Raw genomic sequence first — 24,730 nt, forward strand, 5'->3', positions numbered from 1 at the left:
GCCGGACTGGAACCTGAGCTCGGCGCCTGTCCTGCACCAAAACCGAGCCATAGGGTCTGACCTGGGGTTTAGGCTGCTATTCGATACTCGTTGATCAAGCCTCCGAGTCGTTTTCGGCGGCGGATCTCGTTGATGGAAACTGGCATCGGGATCACGTTGGATGGATCATTCGGGGCGGGTAGCGCCATGCCGTGGCCTTGGTGGGACCGGCCGGCGTTGTAGTGCTCAAGGTATTCGTCCAAGACCCGACGCAGGTGGTGCTGCCCGACGATGAGGAGCCGGTCGCAGCATTCGCGGCGGATCGAGCCGATCAGCCGCTCGACGTAGGCGTTCATTCTCGGCGTCTGCGGCGCGGTCAGCAAGATCTCGATGCCGATGGCGGTGAACACGGCGTCGAAGGACTCGGTGAACTTGGCATCCCGGTCCCGGATCAGCCGGGTGAAGCGGTGGCCGGCCTGCTCCAGATCGGCGGCGAGTTCCCGGGCGACCTGAGTGGCCCAGGCGCCGGTCGGGTGGTCGGTGATACCCGGCAGATAGGCCCGGCGGCTGCCGATCTCGATGACGACCGCCGCATACAGCCGTTTCAGCATCACCGTATCGACGTGCAGGAAGTCGATGGCCAGAATCGTCTCGGCTTGGGCGCGCAGGAACGTCCGCCACGTGTCGTTTCGCTGGTCCGGCGGCGGGATCCTGCGCGAGCGCAGGATTCGACGGATGGTGGAGGCGTCGATGCGGTGGCCGAGCCGGCGTAGTTCGCCTTGGATCCGCACCGTGCCGCAGCTGGGGTTCTCGGTCGAGAGCCGGACGACCAGGGCCACCAGTTCATCCGGGATCGGCGGACGACCAGGCGGCTTGGGCTGATGCCACTTGTTCGCGATGAGCCTGCGATGCCATCGCAGTAGCGTGCCGGGGGTCACCATCCGGTGTGCCCGAAGCGCCTTTGGCAGGACCCTGGCCGGCGCGGACAGCAGTGCCCGGTCGGTCCAGTCGATCCGCGGCTTCGGGTTGGTCCGGCGCAGCACCGCAACCTCATGCCGGAGAACAAGTAACTCCGCTTCCTTCGATGCCGAGGACCGAGCCAACAACACCAGCCAACCGAGCACGGCCACGAAGATCCGATACAGCAGACGAACAGCCGCGAAGCAAAATTCTTGCAGGTGCCCCGGCCCAGGTCACAGCTGATGGCCGAGTATTGGTGCACGACAGGTCGTTCGGCGGATTCGGTAGTTGGCAAGGTTGGTCGGTGTTGGCGGGCCGGTCTCGGTTTGGGCCGGGGTCAGCTGGCCGAGCCTGCGGTGCGGCCTAGCTTCGTTCCGGTGGGCGAGATAGGTCGTCAAGGTGCGGTGCAGGTGGTCTTTGTTGATGATCAGCATCCGGTCGAGTAGCTCGCGTCGTAGTTCCCCGATGGCCCTTTCGCAGATCGCGTTCGATCGAGGGGCTCGGGGGGACTCTTCAGGATGCCGATTCCCTCGTCGGCGAACACGGCGTCGAAGCTGTCGGTGAACTTGGTGTCGCGATCCCGGATCAGAAGCTTGAACTTCCTGCCCCGCTCGGCCAGGTCGATCAGGACATTGCGGGCGGCCTGGGTGGTCCACTCTCCGGTTGGATGGGCGGTCACGCCGGCCAGGTGCGCCCGACGGGTCCTGTGTTCGGTGAGGATCAGGGTGTACAGGCGTTTCAATCCGATCGTGTCCGCATGCACGAAGTCGATGGCGAGAATGTCGTGGGCTTGAGCGGTGAGGAACTGCTTCCCCGTTGGGCTCGAACGCCGCGGTGCCGGATCCAACCCGGCCGCGTGCAGGATCTTCCACACCGTTGAGGAAGCGATCTGGTGGCCGAGCTTGATCAACTCGCCGGAGGATTCGGCGATGGGCCTACAGCGGATTGTCCTTTGCCATGGTCAGCAGGAGCTTCTTTTGACTGCCGCGGCAGTCGGCGGCCTGCCGGGTTTCCGCCGAGCGCTGTAGTCCCACTTGCGGGCAACCAGTCGGCGGTGTCAGGCCAACCCCGTTGCCGGGCTGACCGGGAACACCTGGGCCCAACGCCGACGCGGAATCAACGTCGAGAGTGCCGCGAACCAGAACCGGTCGACCGACTCGTAGTGGACCCTGAGGACCTGACGGCGCAGGACCGCATTCTCGTGGCGCAACACCAGCAGCTCAGCGTCCTTGGACACGTCACGACGGGACAAGACCGCCACGGAACCGAGAACACGGCGGGTTGCACGATACGCAAGCGCCAAGAACATCAGGCCAGGGCCGCAGCTCGACAACAACAGGCCAGCCGCGACCAGGTCACAGGCCCGATCGTATTTCCGAGCCCTACAAGGTCCGACGCAGCAGCACAAACGGCCGTCATGCCCGAGGCCCTGCCGAGATCACAGCAGGAGAGCCGATGCCGGGCCCATCACCCCGCACGACCAGCCCGTACGTTGATGACCTGCGCAGAGGAGGTTTTCGGCAGGCGCAGCTACGGCGCTGAAGACGGCCAGGCCTGTGTAAGTACCCTCATATCCCCGGGGCTCAGGGGTAGGCAGCCCGCGGCGAGGAGTGGGCCGACCTGGTCGGCGCGGCTGGCGCTGGCGATGGCGGCTGTCACGCCGGGCTGGGCGGCCAGCCAGGCCAGGGCGACCGTGCTCGGCTGCGCGTCGTGGGTCTCCGCCACCTTGATCAGTGCTTCGAGTGTCGGTCGGCTACGCGGGTCCGCCAGGTAGGCGCTCACCCGAGTAGAGCGCGCCCCGGGCGCGGGCGTGGTGTCCATCGGGTACTTGCCGGTCAGCAGGCCTGAGGCGAGTGCCGCGTACGGGGTGACGGCGAGATTGTACGCGGCGGCCACGGCTGCCGACTCGCTCTCGTAGGGGTCGCGGTGGATGAGGTTGTAGTGCGGTTGGAGGACTTCGTAGGCGGCCAAGTTCTCTCGGTGGGCGAAGTCGAGGCAGGCGGTGAGCCGGGCCGGGGTGATGTTGGAGGCGCCGAGGTGGCGTGCCTTGCCCGCGCGGACCAGTGCATCCAGTGCCGTCACTATTTCCTCGACGGGGCGGGTCGGGTCGTCGCGATGGCTGAAGAAGACGTCGACGTGGTCGACGCGTAGCCGCTTGAGGGAGCGGTCCAGTGCTGTTCTCACAGTCGTCGGGGCCAGGCCGGTCAGTGGCGGGTTCGCGCCGGCCTTGGTGGCGAGCAGGATCCGGTCGCGGTTGGCTCGGCGGTGCAGCCAGGTGCCGATGATGGTTTCCGATTCGCCGCCGTTGTTGCCCTCGGCCCAGGCGGAGTAGCCGTCGGCGGTGTCCACGAAGGTGCCGCCGGCTTCCGTGAAGGCGTCGAGGATGGCGAACGACTCGGTCTCGTCCGCGGTCCAGCCGAAGACGTTGCCGCCTAGGGCGACTGGCAGGAGACCGGTGAAGATGTCAGGGGTTGTGTTCATGGCCGGCTCCCATGCGGTGGCTGTAGACGTCTGGGTCGAGGCCGAACAGACGGAATGTGGCCAGCCGGACCAGCAGGAGCGGGTGCACGCCGGCATCGAGCAGCGCCGGGACGTCGCCGTCGAGCAGCAGCCTCTGGTCGGCGTCGGACAGCGGCGGCAGCGGCGCCGGAAGCGAGCGCAGCGTGGCGGCCGGGTTGGTGTGCAGGCCGGTGCGCAGCTGCTCGTCCTGGGAGGCGCGATAGCACAGCCAGTTGAGCGGGTAGGCGCCGGTCAGTCGGGTGATGTCAGCGTGCCCAGGCAGCGAAGGCATGGCCTTCTCCGTCCTCGTAGTCGAGATGGGCGAGGGTCAGGCCGGCGGCGGTCACCGCGCCGAGGGCGGCGAGCCAGCTGAGCAGTTCGCCGGCCACGGTGCCGGCGTCGTCCAGGATGGCCGGCGTGGACTTGTGAACCAGGTCCTCGACGCTGCCGGCGCGCAGCATGGCGGCGACTTCGCCGGCCCAGTCGGGGCGCGGGATCGCGTAGGAGTGCCCGGGAGGCACCCGTCTGCTGCCAACGTCAAGGGAGAAGCTGCCGCTGGCGATCACGCCCACGCGCAGGTCCGGCGGCCAGGCCGCGACGGCGTCGGCGACGGCCCGGCCCAGGGCGAAGCACCGGGCCGCGGAGGGGAAGGGCGCGACCATGTCGTTGATGTGGATCGGCGCGATCGGTCGCCGTGCCGAGGAGTCCAGGAAGTGCAGCGGGACGGCGACCCCGTGATCGGCGACCCCGTTCACCACGAGTGAGGGGTCGAAGTCCCTCGGCACGAGGTACTGGTACAGGTGCGTGGCCAGGCCCGAGTGTACGTGCACGGCGGTCTGGGGCACGCCCGGTACGTCGTCGATCGGGCAGATCAGCGTGGGTCCGGTGGTGATCGCGAAGGTCGGCCAGTGGTCGAGGAAGAACGCGTTGATGTGGTCGCAGTGGAAAACGCACAGGACGTCTGGGCGCTCGTCGTCCAGGACGCGCCGGACCGCGGCATAGCGGGCCGCGATGCCGGTGCCCTCGGGACGCGCCGCCAGCTGAGGGAAGACGGGAGTGTGCGGCACACCGGCGGCGGCAACGATCATCGCCACGGTCAGGAGGCCGGGATCTGGCCGGGGCCGGGCAGTCCGGCGGCGGCGTAGAGGGACCCGAGCAGGCGGACCATGGCGACCCCGGCCTCGGGGCGCACGTCCATGGCGCCGCCGGTGGCGACCGCGGCGGCGAAGTCTGCGATCTGCCGGCGGTGTGAGATCCCGTAGTAGTCGATGCCGGGCGCTTCGGCGGCGACGGCCGATTGGTCGCACTCCGCAGCCCGACGTTCCAGCTCGGGGTTGCCGGTCGCGCGGTGCAGGCGCGCGGGGTGGTCGATGTCGAGTTCGACGGTGCCTTCGGTACCGACGAACTCCAGGCGGGTGCGCCAGGTGACGGTGCTGCCGATGGTGACGGTCAGCGTCACCGGGACCGGTCCGGCGGTGAGCAGGGCGCCGATTGTGTCCTCGGTCTCCAGGGCGCTGTACAGATCCCCGGCGCTGGCCGCGGCTGCGCGGACGGTGAGGTCGCCGCAGACGGCCTGCGTCACGTCGAGGCAGTGGTAGCCCTGGTTGATCAGGGCCGAGCCGCCCTCGCCGCGCCAAGTGCCGCGCCAGTAGCTGTCGGAGTAGTACACCTCCTCACGGCTGGCTTCCAGCGACGCGCGCACGAACCGCAGCCGGCCCAGAAGCCCGGCCTTGAGCCACTCTCGCACGCCGACGACCAGCGGGTCGTAGCGATGCTGGGAGACTGTCGTGAGGATGCGCCCCCGCGATCGTGCCGTTTCCAGGAGGTCTTCGGCGTCCGCGGCGGACAGGGCAAGGGGTTTCTCGACGATCACGTGCTTGCCAGCCAGCAGGGCACGGCGCGCCAGCGCGGCGTGCTGCGCGTGGTCGACGGCGATCGACACACTGGTCACGGCCGGATCGGCGAGGACGAGTCCGTAGTCCGCTGTGGCCTCGGCGATGCCGTGGACCGCGGCGAAGCCGGCGGCGACGGCCGGGTCGCGGTCGCAGGCCCAGGCCAGGGTCCAGCCTTCGCCGAGCGCCCGGAAGGCGTCGACGTGATTGGGGGCGACCCGGCCGCAGCCGACGATGGCGTGCGACAGCGGCGGACTGTGCATCGTTCCTCCGAGGTGTGCGGGTTCAGACATAACCGTTGACCAGCCATCCGCCGTCGACGGCGAGCGTGTGGCCGTGGATGTAGGCGGCATCCTCAGAGCACAGGAAGAGCACCGGTCCGGCGACGTCGGCCGGGCGGCCGCGGCGCGCGGCCGGAATCCTACCGACAATCCGGTCCTCGCTCAGGGTGCCCGCGGCCACCGCCGGGTGCGGGGTCTCGATCTGGATCATGCCGGGGGCGACGGCGTTGACGTTGATCCCGTGCCGCGCCCACTCCAGGGCGAACGCGCGAGTCAGTTGCAGCACGCCGCCCTTGCTCGCGGCGTAGGCGGCCCGTTGCGGGAACGCGGTGAACGACAGCAGCGAGGCGAAGTTCACAACCTTGCCGTATCCGCGTTCGATCATGCCGGGCGCCACGCCCCTGGTGACCAGGAACGTGCCGAGGACGTTGGTATCCAGCAGCTCGCGGACCTGCGCGGTGGCGAAGGACGTACTCGGTCCGAGCGAGAACGTGCCGGCACAGTTGACCAGGATCTCGACCGGCCCGCGGGCCTGCTGTGCGGTATCGATCAGCCGCGTGACGTCCGTCTCCACACCGACGTCGCAGGTCACCGCGAGCGCCTTGGCACCGGTGCCGGCCAGCTCCGCGGCGACCGCCGCGATCTGGTCGGCGGTGCGGCTGGCGACCGTGACGGTCGCGCCCTCGGCCGCGAACGCGAGCGCGATCACCCGGCCGATGCCGCGGCCGCCGCCGGTGACCAGCACGTGGCGGCCCTCGAACCGCCGGAGTCGGCCGTCGGTCACGCTCCCGCCGCCTGTCCGCGCTTGCGGAACAGGCCGAGCCAGTGCCACTGGTCGGGACGGGCCTGGGTCGGCAGGTTGCGGAACCGGCGCAGTTCCTCGACTTCGAAACCGGGCAGGAACGCGCCCAGGACGTCGTCGGAGGTCAGGCGGATCGGGCCGCTGCCGGGGGTCATCCGGTCAGAGAAGCCGACCATCACGAACAGCCCGCCGGGCTTGAGGATCCGGGCTACCTCGGCCGCATAGAGGGTCCGCGCCTCGGGGCGGACGTTGTGGTAGATGAACGAGTCGTTGACCACGTCCACGGATTCGGCGGGCAGGGTCGTGGCGAGGATGTCGGCCTCGATCAGCTCCAGCTCGACGCCGTACAGCTCGGACAGGTGGCGTGCGGCGCCGAGCGCGGTGGCCGAGTTGTCGACGCCGGTGACGGTCATCCCGTGGCGGGCCAGGAAGGCCGCCGCGACTCCGGCGCCGCAGCCGAGGTCGACGACGCGCTGGCCCCGGGCGATCGTCCCGTCGATCACCAGCTCGGCCAGGACCGGGCTGACCGTGCCGGTGAACCACGAGATCTGGCCCAGCGGGTTCTCCTCGTAGAGCTTGGCGAATCCGTTCACCCAGCGGTCGGTGAATGCCTGCATGGTTCGTATCTCCTCAGTCGGTCGTCAGGGTCAGGAACGCCGGGCGGGTACGGGGCGCGTCGGCGGCCAGTTCCAGAAGCAGGGTCTGGCCGGCGACCGTCTCAGCTGCCTTGTCAGTGCTCTGTCCGGCGCTGAACCCGGCCAGGCGGTAGACCGTGTACATGGGCCGGTTGACGTCGGTGTGCCGGAAGTCGGCGGTCAGGCGCAGCCCGCGCTGGTCGGCCTGCGCCGCGAGGTGGCTGATGACCGCGCCACCGACGTTGCGGCCCATCACGCGGCAGGACATCAGCAGCAGGCGGATCCGCCACTGGTCGTCGGAGGCGGTCAGCATCACCAGACCGACGGTGCCGTACTCGCCGAAGACGTCGCGCAGGGAGACGACCAGCAGCGTGTTCTCGGGCCGGGCCATCAGGTTCAGCAACTGCTCCCGCGAGAAGGTCAGCCCGGTGGTGTTGAGCTGGTTGGTACGTACCGTCAGTTCGGCGGCGCGCGCGAGATCGTCCGGGGTCGCCGCCCGGACCGACAGACGTATGTCGAGCGAGCGCAGGAATTCGTTGCGCGGGCCGGTGAATCCGTCCTCGTATTCGCGGCGCCTGGCGTCCTGCCGGTAGCGGACACGCCGCTGGGCACCGTCGGCGGTGACGATCGCCGGGGTCAGGTCCGGCCGGTCCAGCAGGATGGCGACGTCGGCGGCGTCCACGCAGCGCACCGGCAGCGCCGAAGCCACCTCGGCCCGCTCGAACGGCGAGTCGTCGATGAACAGCAGCGTGTCGACGCCGATGTTGATCTCTTTGGCAATCCGTCGCAGCAGCACGGATTTCGCGTCCCACGACGCCTGCGGAAACAGGAAGTAGTCGGTCAGCGCGAAGTGATCCAGCTGCTCTCGGACGGCGCGGGGGTCGTTCTTGCTGGCGATTGACTGCAGGATGCCGCGCTCGTCGAGGGCGCGCACAGCGTGTACGGCGGCGGCCCGCAGCACGACCCGTCCGTCCTCGGCCAGGACGCCGTCCCACAGCGTGTCGTCCAGGTCCCAGACCACGCATTTGACCATCGGCCGGTCCACGGTCCCGGTCATCGCGACCGCCGGTCCCCGGGCCTGGACTCCGCCCGCCACCGGGCGAGCACCTGGTCGGCCAGCAGGTCCTGAACCAGCTGGGTGTTGCCTTCGATGACCTCCATGACCCGGGCGTCGCACACCCGGCGGTGCACCGGGCCGTCCTCGACCAGACCCTCGGCGCCGTGGATCTGGGCCGAGACGCCGGCGGCCACAGTGGCGGCGCGGCTCGCGGCGAGCTTCGCGGCCAGCGTTTCGGACACCGCCCATTCGGCGCGGGCGTCCAGGGCGTCAGCGGCGCTCTCGGCGAGCAGCCGGGCACCGCGGGCGGCGACGACGGCGTCGGCGACCAGGCCGCGCAGCAGCTGGTGGTCGCGTAGCCGACGGCCGGTGGGGCCGGGTTGGTCGAGCCGGGCCAGCGCGGCGTTCAGCGCGGTCTCGGCCAGGCCGACGGACCCGAACGCCACGCACATCCGGCCCAGGACCAGCGCGCGCCCGCCGACCTGGGTCAGGCCGAAGCCGGGCCGTCCGACCAGGCGTTCGGGGCCCACTTCGCAGCCGTCCAGGTCCAGGATCGCCAGGCGCGAGGCGCGGAACCCGGCGGTGACCGCTTCGGGGGTGATCCGCACGCCGGGGTCGTCGCGGCGGACGGCGAACGCGGCGTCGCCATCGGGGGTGTTCGCGAAGACCAGGAACAGGCCGGCGATCTGCCCAAAGCTGACCCAGCGCTTGGTGCCGGTCAGGCGCCAGCCGTCCGGCGCCGGCTCGGCGGCGGCCCGCAGTGCGCGCACGTCGCTGCCCGCGGCGGCCTCGGTCAGGGCGAAGGCCGCGACCGTGCCCGCCGCGGCCAGTTCGGCGAGTTCGGCGCGCATGGGGACCGAACCTGAGCGGTTCAGGGCACTGGTGACCATACCGTGCACGGTCAGCAGGCTCTGTAACCCGCAGGAGTGCTGGGCGACCAGCCGATTCGCCTCGCCGTACGCCCGATGGCTCCACGCGGTGCCACCGTGTTCGGCCGGCACCATGGCGCCGAGCACTCCGGTGTCGGCCAGCCCGGATGCCACGTCGTCGGGAAAGGCTCCGGCCCGCTCCCACTCGGCGATCCGGTCGGCGTACTTGTCCTGGAGCAGGTCGCGCAGCCGGTCGGTCGCGGTCACGAGCCGCCGGTCTTCCGGGCGACGAGGCCGACGATGGCGTTGACGCTGTCGAAGTTGCTCAGCTCCAGGTCTTCGTCAGCTACGGCGATGTCGAAGCTTTGCTGGAGATGGTCGATCAGTTGGACCACGACCAGGGAGTCGAGCAGGCCGCCGGTGATCAGCGGTGTGTCGTCGATTCCCTCGACGTCATCTAGGAATCGTTCGAGGTAGTCCAGGACCACCGAACGCGCCTCGTCGGCGGTGACCCGCACGGGCATGTCAGTGCTCTCCCTTTGTCTGGTAGGTGTAGAAGCCGTGGCCGCTTTTGCGGCCGAGGCGGCCCTGGCCGACCATCTCCAGCAGGACCGGCGCCGGAGTGAACCGGTCCTTACCGTGGTATCCGGCGAGCACGTCGAGCGTCCGCACGACGGTGTCGACGCCGATCAGATCGGCGGTGCGCAGCGGCCCGGACTTGTGTCCGAGACAGCCGCTGAACAGCCGGTCGATCTGCGCCGGGGTGGCGACGCCTTGCGCGCACAGCGCGGCGGCCTCGTTGACGAACATCATCAGGCAGCGGTTGATGACGAACCCCGCCTCGTCGCGCACCACGACGCCGTGTTTGCCCATCCGGCCGAGCAGCGCCCGCAGCCGGTCCATCGCCGCGGCGTCGACGAAGTCGGTCCGCACGACCTCGACGGTGTCGATCAGCGCGACCGGGTTCATGAAGTGCGCGCCGACTACGCGGGCCGGGTGCTCCGTGGCCAAGGCCAGCCTGCTGATCGGCACTCCGGAGGTGTTGACCGCGACGACGCAGTCCGGGGCGACGACCGCGTCGATCGCGCGGTGCACTTCCTCCTTGAGCGCGATGTCCTCGGTGACGTTCTCCACCACGACTTCGCAGAGCCCGAGGTCGGCCAGGTTGCCCGTGAAGGTGATCGGGGCCTGCTCGGCCGGGCCGCGTCGGAGCCGGGTCAGCCGGTCCGCGGCGTCGATCGCCCGGCGGGCGTCGGCCAGGGCCTCAGGCGAGGTGTCGTGCAAGACCACGGGGATGCCCGCGCGGGCGACGGCGTGTGCGACGCTGCTGCCGATCACCCCGGCGCCGACCACGCCGACGGGATTCACCGGTCCGCTCATGGTGTCCTCTCTTCCGTGTTCAGGTAGGTATCGACGATGCGGGCCATCCGGGAGAGCACCGCGGACTCGAACACCACCGCGCTGGGGACGTGGACGCCGGTCGCCGCCTCCAGCAGGGCGATCAGACGAACGCCCATCAGGGAGTCGCCGCCGAGGTCGAAGAAGTGGTCGCGCGGACGGACCTGGTCCACACCGAGCACCGTGCACCAGATACGTGCCAGCCGGTCATGGAAAGCGATTTCCGGTGCCGCCGCCGCTGTGGTCGCCACGGTTCCGCCGGCTGCCGCCCTCGCCGCGGTTACGGCGGTGGCGGCGGCACGTGCCACGTCGGTGGTCGGCTGCCACCAGGAGACTTCCGTCGCCATGGACGCCCGATGCGTGCGTCGGTCCGCGGCACGCGCCGGCATCGGCGCCGCTGTGACGCGTCGGCCTGCGCGAAGGGCCGACCAGTCGACATCGACGCCGGCCTGCCATACCCGGCCGAGTGCTCGCGTCAGCATGCGGGCGTCTGTGGTCTCCTCATAGCTGCGCCGGACGGTCGGCACCGTGACCACCCCCCTGGCTGCGAGTCCCGTCTGGCCGGCCACACTGCGCAGTTGCCCAGGGCCGATCTCGACCAGGACCGTGCACCGATCGGCCAGGCGTTCCACGGCCTGGCCGAAGCGGACCGTCGAGGACAGGTGCGCCGCCCAGTGTTCTGGGCGCGTGATCTCGGGTCCGGCCCAGTCGGCGGTCAGGCCGGAGACCAGGGGAATCCGTGGCGGCTCGGCGGGCATCGTGCTGAGCAGGGCGCGCAGGCCCTCTGCGGCCTCGGCGAGCATCGGCGTGTGGAAGGCGTGCGTGACGTCGAGCATCCGCGCCTGAATTCCCCGCTCGCGCAGACCCGCCGCGAGGTCGGTCAGGGCTGGTCGCTTGCCGGCCAGCGCGCTGCTGCTCGGGGTGTTGACGGTCGCCAGCCAGATCCCGGGACCGGTGAGTTCGGCGGCCTCGGCTCCCGGCAGCGCCACCGCGAGCATGCCGCCCTCGGGCTGGCCCGCGACCAGCCGCGCGCGCTGGACGACGATATCGAGCGCGTGTTCGGGGGCGAAGACGCCGCCGACGGTCGCGGCGGCGAGTTCGCCGATGCTGTGGCCCATCACCGCCGCCGGCGTGACGCCGACCCCGGCGAGCGCGCCGGCCAGTGCCTGCTGCAGACAGAACATGACGACGTGGGCGCTGACCGTGTCCTGGAGCCCGTCCTCGCCGGTTCGGCCGCGCAGCATCGCGCGCAGGTCGATGCCGCCGGCTGGCCGGGCGGGAGCGGTCTGGATCAGGGATCGAAGATCCCGGCCGACCATTGGCCCGGCCTTGCTGAGGGCGTCGAACAGCAGATCCCGGTAGCCGGGCAGCTGATCCAGCAGGCCCGCCGCCATCCCGGGATAGTGGTCGCCGATGCCGGAGAAGACGAAGCCGACCGCCGGGTCGTCCTGCACCGGTTCGGTGGGGGCGGCCTCGGATTCGGTGAGTTCTTCCAGGTCGGTCACTGCCCAGCGGTAGCGTAGATGAGCTCGGCGCTCTTGCAAGGTCCGGGCCGCCCCGGCGAGCGGAACGTCTTCGTGTTCCAGGGCTGAGGCGATCTGCCTGGCGGTGGCCGCGAGTGGGGCGGCAGCGTGGGCGGTGATCGTCAAGACCTCGGCCGCCGAGATCTGCGCTGCCGGTGTCGGGCGCTCGTATTGTTCGAGCAGCAGGTGAACGTTGGTGCCGCCGAGGCCGAAGGAGCTGACCGCGGCGCGGCGCGGGTCGTTCGGCGAGGCCCAGGCGGTGGTCTCCCGCGCCGGCGTCGAGCGCGCGTTCTGCTCCCGGGTGAACGCGGCGGGTCGGCCCTCGTACGGCGCGCCGGGGACGACTCCGGTATCCACGACCTGGATCGTCTTGATCAGCCCGGCGAGTCCGGAGGCTTCCCGCAGATGGCCGACGTTCCCCTTGACCGCGCCGACGGTGAGGCCGTGGCGGTAGACGCGTTCGATCGCCGTCCACTCGGTGGCGTCGCCGAGAGCGGTCGCGGAACCGTGGGCCTCCAGGTACCCGACTTGTGCCGGGTCGAGCCCGGAGAAGCGGAGCGCGGACTCCATCACCCGCGTCTGGCCCGCGGCGCTGACCGCCGCGAAGCCCGGCTTCGCACCGTCGTTGTTGGCCGCCGATCCGAGCAGTACCGCGTGGATGTGGTCGCCGTCGGCCTCGGCGTCCTCGAGCCGTTTCAGAACCAGGCAGGCGAGGCCATCCCCGGCCACGGTTCCGTCGGCGTCGGCGGAGAACGGCAGACAGCGCCCGGTCTCCGAGCCGATGCCGCCGTGCCGGAACACATACCCATACTCCAGCGGGACACGGATCGCGGCGGCGCCGGCCAGTGCGACGTCACATTCGTAGCCGGTCAGAGCCAGACAGGCCTGGTGCACCGCCAGGAGTCCGGTCGAACACGCCGACTGCACGACGACGCTCGGGCCGGTCAGTCCGAGCCGGTAGCAGACCCGGCCCGCGAAGTAGTCCTTCTCGTTGCCCGTCTCCAGCAGCACGTCGTCGACGTCCGCGGTCCCCAGCGCGGCGCGCGCCATCGCCTCGTGCCGGGACCGGCCGACGCCCGCGTAGACGCCGATGTCCTTCGTCGCCCCCGGAACGATGCCCGCGACCTCCAGGGCCTGCCTGGCGAAGTCGAGGAAGAGCCGGTGCTGCGGGTCGGTGCTGACGGCCTCGCCTGGTGCCATCGCGTACATACCGGCGTCGAACTCGAAGACGCCGTCGATCACGCCGGACGCGGCGACGAACCGCGGATGGTCCAGGCGTGCGGTGGGCACGAGTCCGGCCAGGTCGTCCTTCGACAGCCGGGTGAGGCAGTCGCGCCGATCCACCAGGTTGTTCCAGAAGGCGCGCACGTCGTCTGCTTGGGGAAAACGGCCGGCGATGCCGATCACGGCGATCCGGGTCATGACGGTTCCACCGCCGCGACGCTCCCCGATGCAGCGCGCTGGCGCCTTTGGTCGAGCGCGGCTTCGCGTGCCGCCAGGGCCGCGGCCCTCGGATCGGGAGCGCTCGGTGCGGCGGTGCCCGGGTCGGGAGCGCTTGGCGGCTCTTGCGCGGACAGCAACATGGCCTGGGTCCGGATCGTGGCGTTGTCCAGCAGATCGGCGATCTGCACCGGGCCGCCGAATTCCTGCTCGATGATCGACCGCAGGATCAGCAGCCGCAGCGAGTCGCCACCGATCTCCAGAAAGCGGTCGTCGACACCGATGTCCGCGATCCCGAGCACCTGCCGCCATACCGCGGCCAGCCGCGTTTCGTGCCGCGTCCGTGGCGCGATGTACCGGGTCTGTAGATCCGGTCGCACGCCCGGCTCGGGCACCAGGGCGGCCCGGTCGACCTTACCGCTGAGCAGCAGCGGTAGCCTCTCCAACCAGATCAGAGACGCCGGCACCATGAAGTCCGGCAGCCGTGCCCGCAGGAACGCGGCGATCTCCTCGACCGGGACCGGCGCGTCCCGCGGGGTGGCGAAGGCGACCAGCCTCGCGCCCTGGTCCGCGTCCGGGAAGCCGACCGCCACGGCGTCGCGCACGGCGGGATGCTCGCGGATGACCGACTCGACGGCGGTCGGCTCCACGCGCTGGCCGCGAACCTTGATTTGCAGGTCGGCGCGTCCGATGTAGTCGATCTGGCCGTCCGGCAGGAAACGCGCGAGATCGCCGGTGCGGAACACGACGGGCACTGTCGGGTCGAAGGGGTTCGCCACGAACCGCTCGGCGGTGAGATCCGGGCGGTTGAGGTAACCGGTCGCCAGGCCCGGACCGCCGGTCAGGATCTCGCCGACCTCGCCGGGCCGGACCCGCTGCCCAGCCTCGTCGACCAGATAGACCCGCATGTCCAGGGGCGTGCCGACGACGCTGCCCCGCCCTCGTGCCTGGGTGGCGTCCTTGCGGTGTACGACGTAGTCGGCCTCGGTGAGGGTGTAGGTGTTGTGCACCTGGAATCCGTGGCCGCGCAGCTGCTCCTCCAGGTCGGCGGGCAGCCGTTCGCCGCCGGCGAAGATGTGCCGCAGCGAGCCGGCCAAGGCCGGGAAGTCCGGGTTCGCCACGAGCACCCGCAGCATCGACGGCACGAAGCTGACCACGCTGATCCGCTGATCCCGCAGGAACGGGAGCAGATACCGGTCGTCGCGTTCGCCGCCGTCGCGGGCGATGACGGCGGTCGCGCCGACTGCCAGCGGCCATAGGAACTCGCGGAACGAGATGGGCGACTTGAGCAGGACGCGGTCGTCGGCGCCGAGGTGGTACATGCCCTGTTCCAGGGCGATCCGGGTGACGTGCATTCGGTGCGGGCGCACCACGCCCTTGGGCGTTCCGGTCGTACCGGAGGTGAAGATGATGTAGGCCGGATCCTCGTATCCCGCGCCGTCCGCCACGGGTTCGTGGTCCCGGTCGGCCTCGTCGAGAACGTCGTCCAGCGGTACGATCGCCAGGTCGCGGTCGGGCGCGTGGATCGTGCTTCCCGGGGCGAGCACCAGAATCCGGGCTTCGGCGGTCTTCAGGACCGCCTGCTGGTAGTCGGCCGGGTAGTAAGGGTCCAGGTACAGGATCGCGCTGCCGGCCTTGAGGACGGCGAGCAGTCCGGTGAACAGCTGTGGGCTGCGCTCGCCGCTGACGGCGACCGGGCGGCCGGGTCCGGCGCCGAGGCCGGCCAAGGTGCGGGCCACAGCGTTGGCAGCGTTCTCCAACTGCCGATATGTCAGGGATCTGTCGTCGGCGCGCAGTGCCTCGGCGTCGGGGGTGCGGGCGGCCTGGGCACGAAACAGCGCGTGCAAAGTGGTCGGCTCGTAGTGCGGCACCGAGCCGGAGTGGCGGTCCAGGAAGGAGATCTCGTCAGGTGTCAGCATGCTCCGCTCCTGCCCATCGCCGAGCGGGCCGCCCGGATGCCGGTGACGGCGCCGTACGTCACGCCGATGATCTTCGATGAGGAGTCGCCCACGAAATACAGGCCGGGAACGCTGGACTCCATGTCCTCGCTCAGTTCCAGGGCCGGATAGATCCGTTCCACCACCGGTGCGGCCAGCAGCGCGTACGGTCCGACGAGCCCGGGCGAGGCGTCGTTGAGCCGCTCGATCATCCCGGCGACGTCCGCGGTGCGCGCCGGTCCCAGGGCTCCGGCGAGGTCGCCGCGGGCGGCTTCGAGCAGGCTGCTGGTGACGGTCGGTCCGCTCCCCGACGGTGGCCGGCCCAGGAACTCACCCACACTCTGTACAACGGACCCCCCGGTACCGGCCTTGTTTACCCGGCGGGCGAAGTCGAGGGCGAAGTCGGTGCCGTCGCGGCCGCGCGGGACGTCGACTGTGGTGATGATGCCGAGGTTGGTACGGGCGGTCGGTGTGGTCAGACAGTGCTGGCCGTCCAGGACGACCGTGTCGAGGAACTGGTACTGCATGATGCGCCCGCGCTCGCACACGCAGAACGTGCGTACCGGCTCGCCAGCGTCGTTGAGGTAGGTGAACTTGGGATTGTGGCAGGCGGCGGTCAGCGGCGCGGCGTCCTCAGCCGAGGTCTCCAGGCGGACGCCCAGATCTACCCGGCGCGGCGAGTCGTAGCGCACAGCCAGGTCATCAAGGTGACCGCGGACCCAGGGCAATCCGAGCTTGCCCACGGCGACGATCACCGACCGGGCGTGGAACTCCCCGCCGCTCGGCCCCGCCACCGTCGCCGCGAACCCTCTTCCGGTGCGCCGGATCCCTGACGCGCGGTGGCCGGTCAGGACCAAGCCGCGTTCGGCGCGGATCTCCGCGAGCATCGCCTCGACAACGCCCAGGGCCTCGTCGACCGTGATCGGCTGCGAGGGCGCGGTGTCCGCGAGGGCGAACGCGGCGCCGACGGCATCGACCGCACCGGTATCGGCCTGATGGTCCCCGATCGTCTCGGTGTCAGCGGGCTGATCCCCCCCGGCCCTCGGCAGACCCAGCCGATAGAAGGTCTCATAGACTTCCTCGATGCCGCTTTGCGCCGCCGCGAAGCTGCCGAGCGCCCGTTCCAGGCCGCTGTATGTGCGCGTCCCGCCGCCGCCGTCACTCTCGACTTTCGATCTAGTCAGACCCCTGATATAGCCGAGGTTGGTGTCGAAATGGAAGGCCGCGCCGCCGATGCCGACCAGACAGGTGCAGTGCGTGCACTGTAGGCGGAACTTCTCCACGTCGCGCACGCGCTGCCCGCGCAGCACCGCCCGCACTCGTGGACACAGACTGCCGCGCATATCGTCGCCGGCTTCGACCAACAACACCCGCTGCCCGGCCCGGGCCGACTCGTGGGCGGCGAACAGACCGGCCGGACCGCCGCCGATCACCAGGACGTCCCAAGCACTCTCCGCCAACGGCTCAGTCATCGAGCTCTCCGATCCATCGGGGTTCCGCGCGTTGGAAGGCGCGCATGAGCGGCAGGTAGAACAGGTGGCCGGTGAGCCTGCCCTGCTTCTCCACCCGGCGGTGCAGCCACAGACAGGCGATCGGTAACAGCCGGGCCGCGCTGACCGCGGACTGACCCGTGGCATGCGCATAGCGGCGCAGCGCCGACCGTGCGGCGGACCGGAACGGACCGTCGCTGTGCAGTATCTGCTCGCCGAGCCAGTCGTGGCCGCGGGTGCGGTAGTCCGGGTAGATGAGCAGGGCGCTGGTCAGCACGGTGTTGAGCAAGTCCACGACCGGCAGTCCGGTCTGCTGGTAGTCCTCCCAGTCGATCAGTGAAAGCCGGCCGTCGGCGGAGTTCCAGCGGATGTTCCATGGTCCGAGGTCGCCGTGCATCGGGCCGATCCAGGTTGGGGTCAATGCTTCGAGCGCCGCGTCACCGGCGGTTTCGATGAGGTCACCGAGATATCCGTGGGCCACCGCCCTGCCGTCGCCCAGTCCTGCCGCGCCGCCGGTGTGCAGCGGCAGCATCGCGTCCACAGCCTGTTCCAGCAGCTTGCGAAGATCGTCCGCGCTTTCCACGGCCGTCAGCGCCTCGGGGAAGTCGCGGTCCGGCACCCAGGTCATGACGAACCCGCGCTCCAGGTCGTGCACCAAGGTCGGGCGCCGCACGCCTGCCGGAGCCGGACCGCGCAGGATCTCCCGTTCCCGGTCCACCATGGTGTCGGCGGCGTCCAGGGGAACCTTGGCCACCAGGGCGGCGCCGTCCGATGCCAGGCAGGAGACGAACAACCGCTGCCGTTGCCTGCGGGCGCTGTCGGGGATCCACCAGGCCAGGTCTCGGGCGTTCGGCGGCCAGCCGGAGTCGGCCCGCAGTCGCACCAAGGCCTGTTCGACCGTCGGGATCATGTTCCGGTCCGTGCCCGGGGCGGTGGCCGGCATGCTCATCGAGCCGCCGTCTGGAACAGCTCGTCCACCACATCGGGCAGCGGTCGGCCACCGAGCCGCGCGCCCAGCTCGTCGATCCCGGCCGCGCGCTGCCGGGAGTCAAGGGCGACGAAGGTCTCGATCCATTCGTTCATCATGTTCCGGAACCGCTTGTACAGCCACGGATCCGCACTGATCCGCTCGGCTATCTCGTTGATCGCCGCGGTGCCCTCGAAGTCGTCCGGCGGCACCGGGTGTTCCGGCATGACCGCGGACAGCCGGGCGCCGATCCGGTGGAACAGCGTGCCTCCTAGGCTGTCGAGATTGAAGACGTGCCCGAAATGTTGCTCCGGCAGCGCCATCGGGAACTGGCGCAGCGCCACCGACTCGTGGATCGCTGTCAGGCCTGGCGTGATCATGTAGTGCGAGGCCGTCGCGACGGTCCGCAGGAACTCGCGGTGCGAGAGCATTCGCAGCCGGGCGCGGCTCGAACCGACGCTCACCTGCCGCTCGCGTCCGTCGCCGAACGCGCCGCAGCACACCGTCACCTCGGCGAAGCGCTTGCAGTCGGACAGCAGATCCGGGATCCAGCGGTCGAAGAGTTTCAGGTACGCGTTGTTGACGTCGAAGTCGAGCAGGAAGTTTTTGAACCCGCCGATGTTGATCAGCAGGTCGCAGTCCGGTCCGGTGCCCTTGGCGGCCTGGGCCAGGGCGTCGGCGTCGACGATCGACCCGGTCAGGTGCAGGCGCCCGACACCGAGGTCGGCGAACTGCCCGATCCGCTCGCGCACGCCCTGGAAGTTCTGGACGACGCTGTGGGTGGCGAGCATGTGCGCGGCGAGGATCTGCTCGTGCGGCCGCAGCGACTGGAAGTGGGACAGCACCCGGTCCACCGGGCCACGTGGCGCCCGCCGGCACAGCTCGGCCAGGTCTGCCAGCGGGCGATCGTGCTGCCAGAAGCTGAACAGGCTGTCGACCATGACTACCGGGCGGTTGGCGGCGAAGGCCCGCATCACCAGGTCGGCGTCCATCACCGACACCACCCAGTCGCTGGCCTCCAGCAGGTCCGAACGTGGTCCGCCGCCGGGCTCGCCGGTGTCGTAGAGCTCGTCGAAGGCCTCAGCGTTGCGCCTGGCGTACAGCGAGGCGACGGTGTCGCCGCAGAACACCCGGTGGTGCTGCGGGATCAGCAGGGAGAGCGCGGTGAGCTTGGAGATCGGGCCGAAGCCGCAGCTCTGGGCGCCCATCAGGATCTTCATGGTCATCCCCGCGTGCGATCGGTGTCGGACAAGGACGAGATCACGTGGTCCGCCGTGATCCGGTAATGCGCGAGCAGTTCGCCGCGATCGCCGAGCGGCGGGTAGTCGTCGCCGACCGCGTGCGTGGCGAACCGTCCGGTCCAGCCGCCGGCCAGGGCGCGGGCGGCGCTGGCGCCGATCCCGCCGGTCTCGAGGTGTTCCTCGACGGTCAGCACGGTGCCGACACCGGCGGCCAGGGCCACCAGCCGCTCCCGTGGGAAGGGCTTGACGGCGGTCAGGGCCAGCACGCCCAGCTGGCGACCGGTGTCCGCGAGCCGGTCGGCGGCGTCCAGCGCGATGCCCACACCGATCCCGGTGGCCACGGCCAGCGCGTCGCCAGGCGGGCGCAGCAGCAGGCCGCCGGCAGCGTCGAACGGCTTGTCCGGGTCGTGCACGATCCGGTCCTCGCGGGCGCCGAGACGCACGTAGGCCGGCCCCGGCCCGGCCAGGGCGGAACGCACCGCCCAACAGGCGTCGATCGCGTCGGCCGGGCAGTACACGCGGGTGTACGGCAGGGCGGCGAAGAAGCCGAGGTCCTCCGGACAGTGGTGGGTCGGGCCCAGAGTGCCGTAGCCCAGGCCGCCGCCGACGCCCACGAACGTGACATTGAGCCCCGCGTTGCACACGTCGTTGCGGATCTGTTCGGCGGCCCGGCGCACCAGGAACGGCGCCATGGCGCAGACCACCACCCGACGCCCGGCGCGGGCCAGACCGGAGGCGACGCCGACCAGGTTGGCCTCGGCGATGCCCACATCCACATACCGCTCCGGGTGGTGTTCGCGCACTCCGGCGGCCAGGGCGTGGCCGTCCGCGCCGAGGACCACCAGCCGCGGGTCGGTGTCGGCGGCCTCGAGCAGAACGTTCGCCACGGCCGGGCGCATCGGCGCGTAGCTTGGCTGTCCGGCCGCGATGACAGTGTTCATGCCGGTTCCTGTTCCGGTCCGGCGGCCAGCGCCGTGAGTGCGGCCGCGTGCTGGTGCGAGGTCAGGTGGGCGTGGTGGAAGGCCGGATCGTGTTCCATGAACGGCACGCCGCGTCCCTTGACCGTGTGCGCGATGACCACGGTCGGCAGGTCTTCGCTGGCGAACGCCTCTTCCAGCGTGCGGCGTAAGGCGGCACCGTCATGGCCGTCGGCCTCGATCACCTGCCAGCCGAAGGCCCGCCATTTCGCAGCCAGCGGTTCCAGAGCGAGCACTGATTCGGTGGGCCCCTCCTGCTGCAGACCGTTGCGGTCGACGACGGCCACCAGGTTCGCCAGCGCGTGGTGTGCGGCGAACATCGCCGCCTCCCAGACCGAGCCCTCGTCCAGTTCCCCGTCGCCGAGCACGACCACGGCCTTGCGGTCGCCGCCGTCCAGGCGCGCGGCCAGGGCTAGGCCGGCGCCGATGGACAGGCCGTGGCCGAGGGCGCCGGTACCGGCCGCGACACCCGGGGTGGTGTCGAGCGGGTGCCCGGCGCGCGGATCATCGAGCCCCTCGACGCCGAATCCGGCCAGCACGGAGTACAGACCCCAGACCGCGTGCCCCTTGCTCAGGATCACGTCACCGCGCTCCGGCCGCCGCGGCCGGGCCGGGTCCAGGCCGAGCGCGTCGTACACGGCGACCAGGATGTCGATCACCGACAGCGACGCGCCGAGGTGCACGGGCCGAGTGGCGGACAGGTCCACCAGGCGCCTGCGAGCCCCGGCGGCGATGTCCGCCAGGCTCTGTTCGGACCGGGTGCCGGGCGGTGACGTCAGGCTCTCGACCATGACTGATCATCCTTACGATCGCGGGCGGCCTGGACCGCCCGGCTGCGGAGGGGAAACGCCACGATCGCGCCTCCAGAGCACGGCGATCGTCCGGATGCCGCCATCGGCGGCGGCAACGCCAAACGTGGATCCCGGCCGACGACCGGGGCCGGCCCGGGGTGAAGAAGGTCGGTGCCGTAGGTCCTGAGATCCGCTGCCCTCGCCGGTTGAGCCGGCGGTCAGTGACAGTGCTTTGTGCTACTCATGACAAATGTCTCGTCTGTCGGTGACTACAGTGTCTCAGAACACTGAGATAGTCGCAACACCTCCTGAGCAGGGAGTTAGCCGCGATACTGGGTTCTCAGTCGCGCTTCGTCAGTGGCTGCGGGCCCAGCAGGTCGGCAGCGAATCCGGCGATGACGCCGGGCGGGATGTCGGACACGGCGCTGACCCCCCAGACCTCGTCGTCGATTGCGCGGCCGTAGGCGTTGATGTAAAGGCCCACGTCGGTCAGCGCCATCATCTGCGCCGCGGGAGTCGCCACGCTGTGGTGCCGGGCCGAGCCGGTCAGCCACTTCAGATGGCTGAATCGTCCGTGCAAGGCGATCACCTGCGGGCCGGTGCCGTCCGGGCGAACCGCGAGCGCCGCGAGATGGGTCAGCCCGGTGTCATGGCCGATGACCAGTTCGCCGGCGGCGAAGATGTCGACGCAGTCCGCGGCTTCCGCGTCCAGCACGAGATCCACGGGAAACGGCGCGGATCTCGCCGCCGCTTCGTGCTCCTTCTTGTTCGTCACGAGCGTGAAACGCCAGTCAGACCGGTGATCGAGGTCCGCGAGCGCCTGCGCCACCCTGATCAGACCCTGGGCGCCGTAGTCCTGCCTGCTGCCGTAGGCACTCGTCGTCGCCACGAGAACGGCCCGTCGGGGCTCCGCCTCAGTGACGCTCGAGTGATAGCGCGGCGCCGGGGCGGTGCCCTCGGTGAGACGCACCCCCAGCCGCTGCTCGATGTCCAGGTAGTACCTCATCGGCAGTGTCGAATGCACCTCGACGTCGTCGCCGAGCAGGTCGAGCCACGGCGGGACCAGGCTTGCGGACCCGGGTCCCCCTTCGTCGCGGTCGTCATCCCAGACCGGTGTCCTGGTGGGACCGACCTTGATGCGCACCGGGGACGGGCCCGGGCTGACCACGCGGCTCACGGCGGCCGGCTCGCACTCGGCGAATGACAGTTCACTGCGTTCCATGAGCTTGTGGCGTGGGCCGGAATACAGAAGGGGCGACACGTTCCGGCCGATCGCCGTCACCGCGTCTGAGACCGCGCGGGCAGCCGCCATCTGCAGCAACAGATCGCCCAGCTTGAACGAGGTGGCGTCGCTGTGCGGATCGTTGACGAACTCCATCGACCAGCCGCTGTCCGCGATGCGCTCGAGCAGACGTGAGGGGCTGGCCGGCCCTTCACCGGCGGCCCGCCGATAGGGGAGGCGGACGCCAAGCGGAGCGGTTTGCCTGGGAACGATGAGTCTGCCTCCCCGATGGCATTTCACTCCGTCGATTCTCCACATTCTGATGCCCTTCCGACGGTCCGGCGAAGGTCTTCCCGCCGCCACGTGTCATCCGTACGATTTGAGGATCCGCCAGTCGGGAATCCGGCGCCGGCGTGAGCCGACGTCGCCGAGGAGCACGTCGTATGCCTCTCCCAGCTCGGCGAGCTGCCGTGTGGCCAGCCGGCTTCGGCGGGTCTGGACGGAGTCTTCGAAAGCTGATTCCTTGGCGCCCAGCTTCTGGCACCGGACCCAGGCGATGGCCAGCCGGTCGACGATGCTTCCGAGGGTTTCGGTGTGCAAGGGGGCGTCATCGGCTTGGCGGACATGCTCGGCCACCCAGTCGTCGACCTCGTCGATGAAGCCGCTGCGCCGCATGTTCATGTCGTCGATGACGCGCTTGAGGCCGGCCAGTGCCGCCGCGTCGTTCCTGGATATCCGGGACAGGTCCTCGGCCTCCCACTGCCGCAGGTGATGGCCGCCGAGCTCCCGGGCCACCTTCAGCAGGGGGCAGCCGTCCGCGGTCTGCGCCGAGTCCCACGGCGCGCCGAAGCCTTCGATGATCGCCTTGCCGCCGGGAAGCACATCGACGCCCGACTCCGAAACGGGCCAGCCGCGTTCACCCATCATCGCCTCCATCCATCAGCATGTTGGTACCGGTGCGAGCGCCGGCCACGACCGCCGTCGGGCTGTCGCGCCCGGCCGGGCCGGCCCGCCGGGCGTGCCGACGGGTGAGCAGCAGGGTCAGGACCGTGGCGCAGCCGCTGAAGCCGGCCAGCAGAAACAGGACCTCGGAGATCGGGAAGTAATGGGCCAGTGGGATCATCGCGGCGCCGGACAGCGGGATGCCGCCGTAGTCGACCAGCGTCGTGTAGGAGGTGATCCGTGACAGAACACTCATATCGATGCGCAGCTGGACCGCGGTCAGCATGATCACTTGGAAGTACTCGGCCGCCGCGCCGTCCAGCGCGATCACCGCGAACAGCAGCGGATAGGGGGCGGACATCCCGAGTGTCGTGAGCACGGCGATCTGCATCAGCAGGCTGATCTGGCCGACCCGCAGCGGGCTGCGCGGTCCGGCCCGCGCCGCGAGCAGCGCCCCGCCGAGCCCGCCCAGCGCCCGTGCCGCCAGGAGCAGTCCCAGACCGGCCGGCCCGCCGAGCTGTTTTGGGGCGATGACCGGCGCGATGATCTGGTAGGCCGCGACCATGCAGACGACATAGACCAGGTTCTGGGCCAAGGTGCCGACCAGCCACCCCCGGCTCCGGAACTCGGTCCAGCCTTCGCGCAGCGCCTTGGCCAGCGAGGTGTACACCACACGGCGGGATCGCGCGACGGTGATCCGCAGTAGCGGAACGATGCTGACCAGATACAGCACCCCGTTCACCGCGATCGTCACCGCCGGGCCGGCCAGGCCGACCAACCCGCCGCCGACCGCCGCCCCGACGACCATCAGGCTGGTCCGGCTGATCGTCAGAAGCGCCTGCGCGCTTGCGACCTGTCCGGTCTCGACGATCTGCACCACGAATCCGCCACCGGCAGGCAGCGCCACCGCGTTGGCGAGTCCGGAGACGACCGCCAGCAGCAGGAAGGATCCAAGGGTCGCCGAATGTGTCACCAGCGTGACGGCCATGGCGATCTGTGCCAGGGCGGATACGACGTTCGCCACGGCCAGCATGAACATCCGTTGGTATCGGTCGCCCAACACCCCGCCGACGAGCACGAAGAGGATCACCGGGATGTTCGTCGCGGTCACCACGCTCGCCACCGCCCCGGCCGACTTGTCCACCCTCAGCACCGCGAAGGGTACGGCGGTCGGACCGATCGCCAGGGTGAGCGCGGTGATGCTGCGGGCGGTGAAGTAGAGCCGGTAGTTCCGGTTCCGCCGCAGGAGCTCGGGCGGCCGGATCAACAAGACCCGGCCGACAGCGTTCGAGGCCGGACGGTGACCGGCGGCCGACGCGGTTCGGGACGATGACGTCGATGCTCCGGGCCCGCTCCGACCACGCGGGCACGACCGGGCCCGAGCGTCAGCCAGTGATCAATGGGCATGCGCTTCCTTACTTGATTTGCTGGATGTGCTCTCACACTTCGAGGCTTTCGACGTCGGTGAGGAGCCGTTCATGAGTTCGCCGGACGCGACACACACCCTTCGACGGGGTTCGCGGTCCTGTTTGAATGGCCAGCCCGGATCTCGCGGCTGTCCGAGAGGCCTGGCGTGTCACGACTTCGGCATGTAAGGGAATTGAGCGATGGTTTCCACCGATATGACAATGTCCAGAGCCTAACACGGTCCTCGCAGCCCGACAAGTGAATCAGATGCCTTATTTACCAGGGAGCGCAGCACCTTGATTCCCTGGTGCTGTCACGCCGCGAAGACGGCCTGGTCAACGCCGAGAACCAGGTCGCCGACTTGCAATCCGGCGTGCTTGCGTCTCCGAAGTGTCCGTGCTGGATCGATGCTGGGCAGGGA

The 24,730-nt window shown here is 70.0% G+C and carries 24 protein-coding genes; all 24 read right to left on the reverse strand.

Annotated features, from left to right (window positions below):
• Positions 1 to 68: 68 nt before the first annotated feature.
• The 24 genes from KGQ19_RS16955 to KGQ19_RS17065 all read right to left on the reverse strand — a co-directional run bounded on the left by KGQ19_RS16955 (position 69) and on the right by KGQ19_RS17065 (position 24,172).
• On the reverse strand, positions 69 to 1,157 hold the full coding sequence (locus KGQ19_RS16955; RefSeq protein ID WP_212010160.1) for an integrase core domain-containing protein: 1,089 nt from the start codon (positions 1,155 to 1,157) through the stop codon (positions 69 to 71).
• Positions 1,158 to 1,172: 15 nt separating this feature from the next.
• Positions 1,173 to 1,421: an integrase core domain-containing protein gene (locus KGQ19_RS52810; protein WP_368862113.1), complete on the reverse strand. Its 249-nt coding sequence runs from the start codon at positions 1,419 to 1,421 to the stop codon at positions 1,173 to 1,175.
• Entirely contained in the window at positions 1,367 to 1,849 is a 483-nt protein-coding gene (locus tag KGQ19_RS49660; protein ID WP_230418766.1) for a hypothetical protein, read from the reverse strand. The genes KGQ19_RS52810 and KGQ19_RS49660 overlap by 55 nt, the downstream gene beginning before the upstream one ends.
• 147 nt (positions 1,850 to 1,996) lie before the next feature.
• The gene (locus tag KGQ19_RS16965; RefSeq protein ID WP_212010134.1) at positions 1,997 to 2,176 is read right to left on the reverse strand and encodes a hypothetical protein; all 180 of its coding nucleotides are present in this window, start codon (positions 2,174 to 2,176) and stop codon (positions 1,997 to 1,999) included.
• Positions 2,177 to 2,469: 293 nt separating this feature from the next.
• A complete protein-coding gene (locus KGQ19_RS16970) occupies positions 2,470 to 3,420 on the reverse strand; it encodes an aldo/keto reductase (RefSeq protein WP_212010135.1) in 951 nt (316 codons plus the stop codon).
• Positions 3,404 to 3,730 (reverse strand): hypothetical protein, encoded by a 327-nt coding sequence (locus KGQ19_RS16975; protein WP_212010136.1) that lies wholly within the window; start codon positions 3,728 to 3,730, stop codon positions 3,404 to 3,406. The genes KGQ19_RS16970 and KGQ19_RS16975 overlap by 17 nt, the downstream gene beginning before the upstream one ends.
• Positions 3,705 to 4,526: a DODA-type extradiol aromatic ring-opening family dioxygenase gene (locus KGQ19_RS16980; RefSeq protein WP_230418778.1), complete on the reverse strand. Its 822-nt coding sequence runs from the start codon at positions 4,524 to 4,526 to the stop codon at positions 3,705 to 3,707. Before KGQ19_RS16980 ends, KGQ19_RS16975 begins: the two co-directional genes overlap by 26 nt.
• An 8-nt stretch (positions 4,527 to 4,534) precedes the next feature.
• Positions 4,535 to 5,593: a Gfo/Idh/MocA family protein gene (locus KGQ19_RS16985; RefSeq protein ID WP_212010138.1), complete on the reverse strand. Its 1,059-nt coding sequence runs from the start codon at positions 5,591 to 5,593 to the stop codon at positions 4,535 to 4,537.
• 22 nt (positions 5,594 to 5,615) lie between these two features.
• Positions 5,616 to 6,395 carry an SDR family NAD(P)-dependent oxidoreductase gene (locus KGQ19_RS16990; protein WP_212010139.1) on the reverse strand — a complete coding sequence of 260 codons (780 nt, stop codon included), beginning with the start codon at positions 6,393 to 6,395 and terminating at the stop codon, positions 5,616 to 5,618.
• Positions 6,392 to 7,030: a class I SAM-dependent methyltransferase gene (locus KGQ19_RS16995; RefSeq protein ID WP_212010140.1), complete on the reverse strand. Its 639-nt coding sequence runs from the start codon at positions 7,028 to 7,030 to the stop codon at positions 6,392 to 6,394. Before KGQ19_RS16995 ends, KGQ19_RS16990 begins: the two co-directional genes overlap by 4 nt.
• A 13-nt stretch (positions 7,031 to 7,043) precedes the next feature.
• A complete protein-coding gene (locus KGQ19_RS17000) occupies positions 7,044 to 8,144 on the reverse strand; it encodes an HAD-IIIC family phosphatase (protein ID WP_212010141.1) in 1,101 nt (366 codons plus the stop codon).
• Positions 8,102 to 9,241: an acyl-CoA dehydrogenase family protein gene (locus KGQ19_RS17005; protein ID WP_212010142.1), complete on the reverse strand. Its 1,140-nt coding sequence runs from the start codon at positions 9,239 to 9,241 to the stop codon at positions 8,102 to 8,104. The genes KGQ19_RS17000 and KGQ19_RS17005 overlap by 43 nt, the downstream gene beginning before the upstream one ends.
• A complete protein-coding gene (locus tag KGQ19_RS17010) occupies positions 9,238 to 9,498 on the reverse strand; it encodes an acyl carrier protein (RefSeq protein ID WP_212010143.1) in 261 nt (86 codons plus the stop codon). The genes KGQ19_RS17005 and KGQ19_RS17010 overlap by 4 nt, the downstream gene beginning before the upstream one ends.
• Position 9,499: 1 nt before the next feature.
• Positions 9,500 to 10,354 (reverse strand): 3-hydroxyacyl-CoA dehydrogenase family protein, encoded by an 855-nt coding sequence (locus tag KGQ19_RS17015; RefSeq protein ID WP_212010144.1) that lies wholly within the window; start codon positions 10,352 to 10,354, stop codon positions 9,500 to 9,502.
• Entirely contained in the window at positions 10,351 to 13,317 is a 2,967-nt protein-coding gene (locus KGQ19_RS17020) for a type I polyketide synthase (protein WP_212010145.1), read from the reverse strand. Before KGQ19_RS17020 ends, KGQ19_RS17015 begins: the two co-directional genes overlap by 4 nt.
• A complete protein-coding gene (locus tag KGQ19_RS17025; protein ID WP_212010146.1) occupies positions 13,314 to 15,254 on the reverse strand; it encodes a non-ribosomal peptide synthetase in 1,941 nt (646 codons plus the stop codon). Before KGQ19_RS17025 ends, KGQ19_RS17020 begins: the two co-directional genes overlap by 4 nt.
• Positions 15,248 to 16,744 carry an FAD-dependent oxidoreductase gene (locus KGQ19_RS17030; RefSeq protein ID WP_212010147.1) on the reverse strand — a complete coding sequence of 499 codons (1,497 nt, stop codon included), beginning with the start codon at positions 16,742 to 16,744 and terminating at the stop codon, positions 15,248 to 15,250. Before KGQ19_RS17030 ends, KGQ19_RS17025 begins: the two co-directional genes overlap by 7 nt.
• Positions 16,737 to 17,711: a phosphotransferase family protein gene (locus KGQ19_RS17035; RefSeq protein WP_212010148.1), complete on the reverse strand. Its 975-nt coding sequence runs from the start codon at positions 17,709 to 17,711 to the stop codon at positions 16,737 to 16,739. Before KGQ19_RS17035 ends, KGQ19_RS17030 begins: the two co-directional genes overlap by 8 nt.
• Positions 17,708 to 18,955 (reverse strand): hypothetical protein, encoded by a 1,248-nt coding sequence (locus KGQ19_RS17040; RefSeq protein ID WP_212010149.1) that lies wholly within the window; start codon positions 18,953 to 18,955, stop codon positions 17,708 to 17,710. The genes KGQ19_RS17035 and KGQ19_RS17040 overlap by 4 nt, the downstream gene beginning before the upstream one ends.
• On the reverse strand, positions 18,952 to 19,911 hold the full coding sequence (locus tag KGQ19_RS17045; RefSeq protein ID WP_212010150.1) for a transketolase family protein: 960 nt from the start codon (positions 19,909 to 19,911) through the stop codon (positions 18,952 to 18,954). The genes KGQ19_RS17040 and KGQ19_RS17045 overlap by 4 nt, the downstream gene beginning before the upstream one ends.
• Positions 19,908 to 20,738 carry a transketolase gene (locus KGQ19_RS17050; RefSeq protein WP_212010151.1) on the reverse strand — a complete coding sequence of 277 codons (831 nt, stop codon included), beginning with the start codon at positions 20,736 to 20,738 and terminating at the stop codon, positions 19,908 to 19,910. The genes KGQ19_RS17045 and KGQ19_RS17050 overlap by 4 nt, the downstream gene beginning before the upstream one ends.
• A 340-nt stretch (positions 20,739 to 21,078) precedes the next feature.
• Positions 21,079 to 22,116, reverse strand: a complete 1,038-nt coding sequence (locus KGQ19_RS17055) for a glycosyltransferase family 9 protein (protein WP_212010152.1) — start codon at positions 22,114 to 22,116, stop codon at positions 21,079 to 21,081.
• Positions 22,117 to 22,326: 210 nt separating this feature from the next.
• The gene (locus tag KGQ19_RS17060) at positions 22,327 to 22,887 is read right to left on the reverse strand and encodes a DUF4254 domain-containing protein (RefSeq protein ID WP_212010153.1); all 561 of its coding nucleotides are present in this window, start codon (positions 22,885 to 22,887) and stop codon (positions 22,327 to 22,329) included.
• Positions 22,877 to 24,172 carry an MFS transporter gene (locus KGQ19_RS17065; RefSeq protein ID WP_212010154.1) on the reverse strand — a complete coding sequence of 432 codons (1,296 nt, stop codon included), beginning with the start codon at positions 24,170 to 24,172 and terminating at the stop codon, positions 22,877 to 22,879. Before KGQ19_RS17065 ends, KGQ19_RS17060 begins: the two co-directional genes overlap by 11 nt.
• Between the last annotated feature and the right edge of the window lie 558 nt (positions 24,173 to 24,730).

This window comes from Catenulispora pinistramenti (genome assembly GCF_018274385.1).
GTDB lineage: Bacteria > Actinomycetota > Actinomycetes > Streptomycetales > Catenulisporaceae > Catenulispora > Catenulispora pinistramenti.

Bases quoted from the DNA above. Each gene is read 5' to 3' on its own strand.
- KGQ19_RS16970 (WP_212010135.1), bottom strand. From the start codon at position 3,420: ATGAACACAACCCCTGACATCTTCACCGGTCTCCTGCCAGTCGCCCTA.
- KGQ19_RS16975 (WP_212010136.1), bottom strand. From the start codon at position 3,730: ATGCCTTCGCTGCCTGGGCACGCTGACATCACCCGACTGACCGGCGCC.
- KGQ19_RS16980 (WP_230418778.1), bottom strand. From the start codon at position 4,526: ATGATCGTTGCCGCCGCCGGTGTGCCGCACACTCCCGTCTTCCCTCAG.
- KGQ19_RS16985 (WP_212010138.1), bottom strand. From the start codon at position 5,593: ATGCACAGTCCGCCGCTGTCGCACGCCATCGTCGGCTGCGGCCGGGTC.
- KGQ19_RS16995 (WP_212010140.1), bottom strand. From the start codon at position 7,030: ATGCAGGCATTCACCGACCGCTGGGTGAACGGATTCGCCAAGCTCTAC.
- KGQ19_RS17010 (WP_212010143.1), bottom strand. From the start codon at position 9,498: ATGCCCGTGCGGGTCACCGCCGACGAGGCGCGTTCGGTGGTCCTGGAC.
- KGQ19_RS17015 (WP_212010144.1), bottom strand. From the start codon at position 10,354: ATGAGCGGACCGGTGAATCCCGTCGGCGTGGTCGGCGCCGGGGTGATC.
- KGQ19_RS17020 (WP_212010145.1), bottom strand. From the start codon at position 13,317: ATGACCCGGATCGCCGTGATCGGCATCGCCGGCCGTTTTCCCCAAGCA.
- KGQ19_RS17025 (WP_212010146.1), bottom strand. From the start codon at position 15,254: ATGCTGACACCTGACGAGATCTCCTTCCTGGACCGCCACTCCGGCTCG.
- KGQ19_RS17030 (WP_212010147.1), bottom strand. From the start codon at position 16,744: ATGACTGAGCCGTTGGCGGAGAGTGCTTGGGACGTCCTGGTGATCGGC.
- KGQ19_RS17035 (WP_212010148.1), bottom strand. From the start codon at position 17,711: ATGAGCATGCCGGCCACCGCCCCGGGCACGGACCGGAACATGATCCCG.
- KGQ19_RS17040 (WP_212010149.1), bottom strand. From the start codon at position 18,955: ATGACCATGAAGATCCTGATGGGCGCCCAGAGCTGCGGCTTCGGCCCG.
- KGQ19_RS17045 (WP_212010150.1), bottom strand. From the start codon at position 19,911: ATGAACACTGTCATCGCGGCCGGACAGCCAAGCTACGCGCCGATGCGC.
- KGQ19_RS17050 (WP_212010151.1), bottom strand. From the start codon at position 20,738: ATGGTCGAGAGCCTGACGTCACCGCCCGGCACCCGGTCCGAACAGAGC.
- KGQ19_RS17055 (WP_212010152.1), bottom strand. From the start codon at position 22,116: ATGGAGTTCGTCAACGATCCGCACAGCGACGCCACCTCGTTCAAGCTG.
- KGQ19_RS17060 (WP_212010153.1), bottom strand. From the start codon at position 22,887: ATGATGGGTGAACGCGGCTGGCCCGTTTCGGAGTCGGGCGTCGATGTG.